Source organism: Streptomyces sp. NPDC088732 (assembly GCF_044751205.1).
Taxonomy (GTDB): Bacteria; Actinomycetota; Actinomycetes; order Streptomycetales; family Streptomycetaceae; genus Actinacidiphila.
In genome coordinates this window covers 52,282-62,050 of sequence record NZ_JBIVLI010000023.1, presented here as the reverse complement: position 1 = coordinate 62,050, position 9,769 = coordinate 52,282, and the positions used below count along the sequence as shown (strand labels likewise).

At 73.6% G+C, this 9,769-nt stretch carries 1 protein-coding gene; it reads right to left on the bottom strand.

Going from position 1 to position 9,769, the window contains the following annotated elements; translation table 11 throughout:
* Positions 1-48: 48 nt before the first annotated feature.
* Positions 49-9,693 carry a type I polyketide synthase gene (locus ACIP9H_RS32410; RefSeq protein ID WP_401962425.1) on the bottom strand — a complete coding sequence of 3,215 codons (9,645 nt, stop codon included), beginning with the start codon at positions 9,691-9,693 and terminating at the stop codon, positions 49-51.
* Between the last annotated feature and the right edge of the window lie 76 nt (positions 9,694-9,769).

Below are 9,769 nucleotides of genomic sequence, written 5' to 3'. Positions count from 1 at the left end.
ACCTTCGCGCTGCTGCTGCCTGCTGAGTGCTGCCTGCTGTCCGCCTGCTTAAATCCCGAGCTCCTTGTCGATGAAGGCGAAGAGCTCGTCGGGCGTGGCCTCTTGAAGCTTTTCTGTGACGGCCTCGCCACGGGAATCGGTGTGCGGTTCACCCCACTTCGCCAGGAGGGCCTGCAGACGCAGCGCGATGTCGGTACGGGTCGGGGTGTCCGCGGCGTCCGGGTCGAGCACGGACAGCGCGGACTCGAGCTTGTCGAGTTCCGCCATGCCGGGGGCGGCGCCGGGGCCGCCGTCCGGGACGATCTCACCGAGCAGGAAGTCGGCCAGGACGGCCGGGTTCGGGTGGTCGAAGACGAGGGTGGCCGGGAGCCGCAGTCCGGTCGCGGCGTTCAGCCGGTTGCGCAGCTCCAGCGCGATGAGGGAGTCGAAGCCGAGCTCCTTGAACGCGCGCTGCGCGCCGACCTCGTCGGTGGTCGGGTGGCCGAGTGCCGCGGCCGCGTGGGTACGGACCAGCTCGGCGACGGCCAGGCCCTGTTCGGCCCGCGGCATGACCTCCAGGCGGCGGCGCAGGGCCTCCGCCGGGGAGAGCCCGGCACCGGACGGATCGCCGTCCGCCGCGCCGGAACGGGCCTCCGCCAGCCGCCGCACCGCGGGCAGGTCGGCGAGGAACGGGCTCGGCCGCACGGCGGTGTGGCCGGGCGCGAACCGCTCCCACTGGATGTCGGCGACCGCGACCGTCACGTCGCCCAGGTCGAGAGCCTGCTGGAGCGCGCGGATCGCGGAACCGGGCGCCATCGCCGGCACGCCGCCGCGGTCGAGGCGTTCGCCGATCGCGCCGCCCGCCGCCAGTCCGCTGTCACCCCAGCGGCCCCATGCCACGGAGGTCGCGGCCAGGCCCTCGGCGTGCCGCTGCTCCGCGAGGGCGTCCAGATAGGCGTTGGCCGCCGCGTAGTTGCCCTGTCCGCCGTCGCCGAGCGTGCCGGCGACCCCGGAGAAGAGCACGAACGCGGACAGGTCCAGACCGCGGGTCAGCTCGTGCAGGGCGAGCGCCGCCTCCGCCTTGGGGGCGAGGACGGTCGCGAACCGCTCGGGCGTGAGCGCGTCGATGACTCCGTCGTCGAGCACACCGGCGGTGTGGACGACGGCGGTCAGGGGGCGGTTCGCGGGGACGGCGTCGAGGAGCGCGGCCAGGGCGTCACGGTCGGCGGCGTCGCAGGCGGCCACGGTCACTTCCGTGCCCAGCGCGGTCAGTTCGTCGCGCAGCTCGGCGGCGCCGGGGGCGTCGATGCCCCGGCGGCCGGCCAGCACCAGGTGCTCGGCGCCGTTGGACGCGAGCCAGCGCGCGACGTGCGCACCCAGCGCGCCCGTACCGCCGGTGACCAGCACCGTGCCGTGCGGGTTCCACACCTTGCCGGTGGGCGCGTCGGCACCGGACGCGTGGGCGAGCCGGCGCGCGAAGACGCCGGAGGCCCGGACCGCGACCTCGTCCTCCGCACCGTCCCCGGCCAGCAGGCCCGCGAGGCGGGTGAGCGTACGGTCGTCCGCGGTGTCCGTGCCGGGCAGGTCGACGAGACCGCCCCAGCGGTCGGGGTACTCCAGGGCGGCCGTCCGGCCGAATCCCCAGATGAGCGCCTGCGCGGGATCGGTCACCGCCTCGGAGCGGCCGGTCGCGATCGCGCCGCGGGTCAGGCACCACAGGGGCGCGGTGACCTCGGCGTCGCCGAGTGCCTGGACCAGAGCGGCAGTCGCCAGCAGTCCGGCGTGCTCGCGCAGCGGGGCGCTGGCGCCGCCGAGGGCGAGGAGGGAGAGGACACCGCCGGGCGCGGAGCCGTCGAGTGCGGCCTTCAGCGCTGCCGTCAGCTGCTCGCGGTCGGCGGTGCCGTGGTCGACCCGCACGGTGCGCACCTGCGCTCCGCGGTCGGTGAGCGTGCGTTCGACGGCGGCCGCCCACTCCTCGTCCGTGCCGGTGAGCGTACTGGGGACGGCGAGCAGCCAGGTCCCGGTGAGACGGGCCGAAGCCGGCTCGGACACCGGCTTCCACGTGACGCGGTAGCGCCAGCCGTCGACGGTGGACTGCTCACGGCTCTGCCGGCGCCACGAGGACAGCGCCGGAAGCAGCGCGGTCAGCGGCTGGTCGGCGTCGACGGCGAGTTCAGAGGTGATCGTGTCGAGGTCCTCGCGTTCGACGGCCGCCCAGAAACGGGCGTCGATCGCGTTCTCCACGGGCGCCTCGAACGCGGACGCCGGGGCGATCTCGGGCCAGAACCGCTGCGACTGGAAGGCGTAGGTGGGCAGGTCCACGCGCTGTGCGCCGGTCCCGGCGAACACCGCCTGCCAGTCCACGGACGCGCCGTGGACATAGGCCTCGCCAAGGGAGAGCCAGAACCGCTCCAAGCCGCCTTCGTTGCGGCGCAGCGAGCCCAGGACGGCGGCCTCACGGCCTGCGTCCTCGACGGTCTCCTGAAGACCCACGGTGAGAACGGGGTGCGGGCTGGACTCGATGAACACTCCGAAGCCCTGCTCCAGCAGGCTTCGTACGGCCTGCTCGAGTTCAACGGTCTGCCGCAGGTTGCGGAACCAGTACCCGGCGTTGAGCTCCGGACCGGTCATCCACTCGCCGGTCACCGTCGACAGGAACGGCACCTGCGCCTCGCCCGGGGCGATCGGCGCCAGCAGCTCGGCCAGCTCGTCCCGCAGCAGATCCACCTGAGCGGAGTGCGACGCGTAGTCCACGGCGATCCGCCGCGCCCGCACGCCGTCCGCCTCGCAGGAGGCCAGCAGCTCGTCCAGGGCGTGCACTTCGCCGGAGACCACGACCGAGGAGGGGCCGTTCACCGCGGCAACGGAGATCCGGTCCTCGCCCCACGCCGCGATCCGCTCCCGCACCTGCGCGGCCGGCAGCGCCACCGACACCATCCCGCCCAGACCGGCCAGCACCCGTCCGATCGCCTGACTGCGCAGAGCCACGACGCGGGCGGCATCCTCAAGCGAGAGGATCCCGGCAACACACGCGGCCGCGATCTCGCCCTGCGAATGCCCGATCACCGCCGCCGGACGGACTCCGGCCGCCTTCCACACCTCCGCCAGCGACACCATCACCGCGAACAGCGCGGGCTGGACCACGTCCACGCGCTCCAGCGACGGAGCGCCCTCGACACCGCGCAGCACATCGACCAGCGACCAGCCGGTCAACGGCTCCAGCGCCTGAGCGCACTCCTCCATCCGGGCAGCGAACACGGCTGAAGCGTCCAACAGCCCTTCGGCCATGCCTACCCATTGCGACCCCTGTCCGGGGAAGACGAACACCGTCCTTCCCCCGATCGCGGACCCCTGCACCAGGGCCGGTGAGGTCTCCCCGGTGGCCAGGGCGGTCAGGGCGGTGACGACGTCGGCGCGCTCGCGACCGACGACGACGGCTCGCTCGTCCAGGGCGCCGCGGGTCGTGGCCAGGGAGTGGGCCGCGTCGACAAGTCGCAGGTCAGGATGGGCGGCGAGATGGGTCAGGAGGCGTTCGGCCTGACCGCGCAGGGCCTTCGGCGTCCGTGCGGTGAGGGTCCAGGGCAGGGCGGTCGACGGGCCCGACGGGGAACCGTCAGGGGTCACCCCGGCCAGTAGGGGTGTCGGCGCCGGTTCCGGGGTCGTGTCCTCGGCGGCATCGGGGGCCTGCTCGATGATGGCATGCGCGTTGGTGCCGCTGAAGCCGAACGACGAGACTCCCGCTCGCCAGGGGCGGTGGGTGTCCGGCCAGGGCCGCGCCTCGGTCAGGAGGTCGACGTCGCCCGCGGTCCAGTCGACGTGCGGGGTCGGCTCGGCAATGTGGAGGCTGCGCGGCAGCACGCCGTGCTCCATGGCGAGCACGATCTTCATGACTCCGGCGACACCGGCAGCGGCCTGCGCGTGGCCGATGTTCGACTTGATCGAGCCGAGCAGCAGGGGCCGGCCGTCGGGACGGTCCTGGCCGTAGGTCGCGAGCAGGGCCTGCGCCTCGATGGGGTCGCCGAGCGTCGTGCCGGTGCCGTGCGCCTCGACGACATCGACGTCGGCGGCCGACAGGCGCGCGTTGGCGAGGGCCTGACGGATGACGCGCTGCTGGGACGGGCCGTTGGGGGCGGTGAGGCCGTTGCTCGCGCCGTCCTGGTTGATGGCGGAGCCGCGGACGACGGCGAGCACCGGGTGGCCGTTGCGCCGCGCGTCCGACAGCCGCTCCACGAGCAGCATGCCGACACCCTCGGCGGGGCTGAAGCCGTCGGCGTCGGAGGAGAACGCCTTGCAGCGGCCGTCCGTGGACAGTCCCCGCTGGCGGCTGAACTCGATGAAGGTGCCGGGCGTCGACATGACCGTCACGCCGCCGGCCAGGGCCACCGAGCACTCCCCCGCCCGCAGCGCCTGGACCGCGAGGTGCAGGGCGACAAGCGAGGCGGAGCAGGCGGTGTCGACGGTGACCGCCGGGCCCTCCAGGCCGAAGGTGTACGAGATGCGGCCGGAGACGACGCTGCCGGCGCTGCCGGTGGCCAGATGGCCTTCGAGGCCTTCGGTCGCGGTGCGGGCGAGTTCGGCGTAGTCCGAGCCGTTGGTGCCGACGAAGACACCGGCCTGGCTGCCGCGCAGGGTCTGCGGGTCGATGCCGGCCCGCTCGAACGCCTCCCAGGACGTCTCCAGCAGGAGTCGCTGCTGCGGGTCCATCGCCAGCGCCTCACGCGGCGAGATCCCGAAGAACCCGGAGTCGAACTCGGCCGCACCGGACAGGAAGCCGCCCTCGCGGGTGTACGAGGTGCCCTGCGCGTCGGGGTCGGGGTCGTACAGCGCCTCGATGTCCCAGCCGCGGTCGGCGGGGAACCGGGAGAGCGCATCGCCGTCGGAGACCAGCAGCTGCCACAGCTCCTCGGGAGTGCGCACCCCGCCGGGGAAGCGGCACGCCATCGCGACGATCGCCACGGGCTCGGCGTCGAGGACCGCGGCACTCGGCGTCGGGACGGCGGACGCCGCGCCGCCCTCCCGGCCGAACATCTCCTCGCGCAGGTACCGGGCGAGGACGGTGGCCGTCGGGTAGTCGAAGACGAGGGTGGGCGGGAGCTTGAGACCGCTGGCGGCGACCAGGCGGTTGCGGAGTTCGACGGAGGTGAGTGAGTCGAAGCCCAGCTCCTTGAACGCCCGCCCGGCCTCGACCGCTTCGGGGCCCGCGTACCCCAGCACGGCGGCGACGGCGGTGCGGACGAGGTCGAGGAGCAGCCGCTCCTGCTCGGCCGCGGGCTGCCCCGCGAGCCGCCGGGAGAACTCGCCCGAGTCGCCCGCGCCTTCGGTGGCGTCGGCACGGATGCTCTCGACGGCGGCGCGCGCCTCGGGCAGGTCGTGCAGCAGCGGCCGGGACCGGCCGGAGGTGAAGGCGAGGACGAAGCGCTTCCACTCCATGTCGGCGACGGTCAGCGTCGTCTCGGCCCGGTCCAGGGCGTGCTGGAGCGCGGCGACGGCCCGCTCCGGGTCCATCTCGATGACGCCGTGGCGGCGCATGCGGTCGCCCACCGCGCCTTCCGCCATCCCGCCGTCGCCCCAGGGGCCCCAGGCGATCGCAGTCGCGGGCAGGCCCGCCGCCCGGCGGTGCTCGGCGAAGGCGTCCAGGAAGGCGTTGCCCGGCGCGTAGTTGCCCTGTCCGGGTGCGCCGAAGGTGGCGGCGAAGGAGGAGAAGAGCACAAAGGCGGACAGGTCGAGGTCGCGGGTCAGTTCGTGCAGGTGCAGGGTCGCGTCGACCTTGACGCGCAGCACCGCCTCCACCTGGTCGGGGGTCAGGGCCTCGATCACGCCGTCGTCGAGGACGGCGGCGGTGTGGACGACGGCGGTCAGGGGACGATCGGCGGGTACGGCACCGAGGAGCGCGGCGAGGGCATCCCGGTCGGCGACGTCGCAGGCGGCGACGGTCACCTCGGTGCCGAGCGCGGTCAGTTCGTCGCGCAGCTCGGCGGCGCCGGGGGCGTCGACGCCCCGGCGGCTCGTGAGCACGAGGTGCTCGGCGCCGTTCGCCGCGAGCCAGCGGGCGACATGCGCGCCGAGCGCGCCCGTACCGCCGGTCACCAGCACCGTGCCCTGCGGACGCCACGCGCGTACCGCCTTGGTCTCAGCGAGCCGCGCACGCACCAGACGGCGCGCGAACAGGCCGCCCGGGCGTACCGCGACCTGGTCCTCGGCCGCGTCGCCCGCCAGGACGCCGGCGAGCCGGGCCAGTGCCCGGTCGTCCACGTCGTCCGTGCCGGGCAGGTCCACCAGGCCGCCCCAGCGCTCGCCGTGCTCCAGCGCGGTCACGCGACCGAGACCCCAGATCAGCGCCTGCGTCGGGTGCTCCAAGCCCTCGGAGCGGGCGGCGGCGACGGCACCGCGGGTCACGCACCACAGGGGCGCGGTCACCTCGGCGTCACCGAGCGCCTGGACGACGGCGAGCGTGGTCACGACAGTGCCGGCCGCGGTGCCCGAGGGCGTCGACAGGCAGACGACACCGGACACAGCGGGCCCGTCGGCGAGCGCTTCACGTATGCCTGCGGCGAGTTCGGCGCGGGTGTCGTCGCTGTTCCGGACGATGGCGATCCGCCGCACGTCAGCGCCGCGGTCGGTGAGCGTGCGCTCGACGGCGGCCGCCCACTCCTGGTCCGCGCCGGTGAGCGTGTCGGGGACGGCGAGCAGCCAGGTTCCGGTGAGGTGGGCCGAGGCGGGCTCGGGCAGGGGCTTCCACGTGACGCGGTAGCGCCAGCCGTCGACGGTCGACTGCTCACGGCTCTGCCGGCGCCACGACGACAGCGCCGGGAGCAGCGCGGTCAGCGCCTGGTCGCCGTCCACGTCCAACTCGGCCGTCAGGGCGACCACATCGTTGCGTTCGACGGCCTCCCAGAAGCGGGCCTCCACGCTGTCGGCGGGGGCGACGGCCCCAGCGGCCTCGGGCGTTCCGCTCTCCAGCCAGTAGTGCTCGCGCTGGAAGGCGTAGGTGGGGAGGTCGACGTGGCGGGCGCCGGTCCCGTCGAAGACCGCCTGCCAGTCCACGGACGCGCCGTGGACGTAGGCCTCACCCAGCGACAGCCAGAACCGCTCCAGACCACCCTCGTTGCGGCGCAGCGAACCCAGCACGGCCGCCTCACGACCCGCGTCCTCGACGGTCTCCTGAAGACCCACGGTGAGCACCGGGTGCGGGCTGGACTCCACGAACACACCGAAGCCCTGCTCCAACAGCGTCCGAACCGCCTGCTCCAGCTCCACCGTCTGCCGCAGATTCCGGAACCAGTAACCGCCGTCCAGCTCCGGCCCGGACACCCACTCACCGGTCACCGTCGACAAGAACGGCACCTGCGCCTCACCCGGCGCGATCGGCGCAAGAAGCTTCCCGAGCTCATCTTCGAGCAGGTCGACCTGCGCGGAGTGCGACGCGTAGTCCACCGCGATCCGCCGCGCCCGCACACCGTCCGCCTCACACGACGCCAGCAGCTCCTCCAGCGCCTCAACCTCGCCGGAAACCACCACGGACGACGGGCCGTTCACCGCGGCAACCGAGATCCGGTTCTCACCCCACGCAGCGATCCGCTCCCGCACCTGCGCGGCCGGCAGCGCCACCGACACCATCCCGCCCAGACCCGCCAGCACCCGGCCGATCGCCTGACTCCGCAGAGCCACGACGCGGGCCGCGTCCTCCAGCGACAGGATCCCGGCAACGCAGGCCGCGGCGATCTCGCCCTGCGAATGCCCGATCACCGCCGCCGGACGCACACCGGCCGCCTTCCACACCTCCGCCAGCGACACCATCACCGCGAACAGCGCAGGCTGCACGACATCCACACGCTCCAACGAGGGAGCGCCCTCGACACCGCGCAGCACATCCACCAGCGACCAGCCCGTGAACGGCTCCAGCGCGCGCGCACACTCCCCTATCCGGGCAGCGAACACCGCTGAGGAATCGAGCAGTTCCACGGCCATCCCGACCCACTGCGAACCCTGGCCCGGGAACACGAACACCGTCTTGCCACCGACGACACGCCCGGTCACCACACCCGCCGCCGGCACACCCTGCGCCACCGCAGACAACCCGGTCACGTGATCGCCCAGCACCACCGCACGGTGCTCCAACGCCGCCCGAGACGACGCCAACGACCACCCCACCTCGGCCACCGAAGCCGCCGAACCGGCCTCACCGACCAGCCAGCCCGACAGCCGCTCCGCCTGACCCCGCAACGCCACCGCACTCTTGCCCGACAGCACCCACGGCACCACCGCAGGACCATCGGCCGACGACGGCGCCTCAGACTCAGCCTCCGGCTCCGGCGCCTGCTCCACGATCACGTGCGCATTCGTCCCACTGAAACCGAACGACGACACACCCGCCCGCCGTACACGCCCCGACTCCGGCCACACCACCGCATCCGAAGCCAACGACACCGCACCCGACGCCCAATCCACGTGCGGCGACGGCTCATCCACGTGCAACGACTTCGGCACCACACCATGCCGCATCGCCAGCACCATCTTGATGATGCTGGCGACGCCGGCCGCGGCCTGCGTGTGACCGATGTTCGACTTGATCGAGCCGAGCAGCAGGGGCTGTTCGGGCGTGTGCTCCTGTCCGTAGGTGGCGAGGAGGGCCTGCGCCTCGATGGGGTCGCCGAGCGTCGTGCCAGTGCCGTGCGCCTCGACGACGTCGACGTCCGCGGCCGACAGGCGCGCGTTGGTGAGCGCCTGGTGGATGACGCGCTGCTGGGACGGGCCGTTGGGGGCCGTCAGGCCGTTGCTCGCGCCGTCCTGGTTGATCGCGGAACCCCGCACCACCGCCAGCACCGGGTGACCGTTGCGCCGCGCGTCCGACAGCCGTTCGACCAGGAGCATGCCGGCGCCCTCGCCCCAGCCCGTACCGTCGGCCGCGGCCGCGAAGGGCTTGCAGCGGCCGTCCGCCGCGAGACCGCGCTGACGGCTGAACTCGGTGAACGTCGACGGGGTGGCCATGACGGTCACGCCGCCGGCGAGCGCCATGGAGCACTCCCCCGCGCGCAGCGCCTGCACCGCCAGGTGCAGCGCCACCAGCGACGACGAGCAGGCCGTGTCGATGGTGACGGCCGGGCCCTCGAGACCGAAGGTGTAGGCGACGCGCCCGGAGGCGATGCTGCCGCTGCTGCCGGTGCCGAGGAAGCCCTCGACGCCGTCGGGGACGGAGTCGAGGCGCGCGGTGTAGTCGTGGTACATGACGCCCGCGAAGACGGCCGTCCGGCTGCCGCGCAGCGAGGACGGGTCGATGCCGGCCCGCTCGAACGCCTCCCAGGACGTCTCCAGCAGCAGCCGCTGCTGCGGGTCCATCGCCAGCGCCTCGCGCGGCGAGATCCCGAAGGGGGCCGGGTCGAAGCGGCCGGCGTCGTAGAGGAAGCCGCCCTCGCTGACGTAGCTGGATCCCGCGCTGTCGGGGTCGGCGTCGTACAGCGACTCGACGTCCCAGCCGCGGTCGACCGGGAAGGCGGAGATGGTGTCCTCGCCGTTCGCGACGAGCCGCCACAGGTCCTCGGGGGTCTGCACGCCTCCGGGGTAGCGGCAGCTCATCGCGACGATGGCGATGGGCTCCTCGTTCTTCTCCTCCACCTCGCGCAGCCGCCTGCGGGCCTGGCGCAGGTCGGCGGTCGCCCGCTTGAGGTAGTCGCGAAGCTTGTCCTCGTTCTCCATTGCGTGGGCTCCATGCCTCAGAGGCGGTCGTTCCGGTCGGTCGTCGTCCGGGCGGGGCGGCGCGCCCGGCCGGGTCTCCGGTGGCGCGGATGGGTCG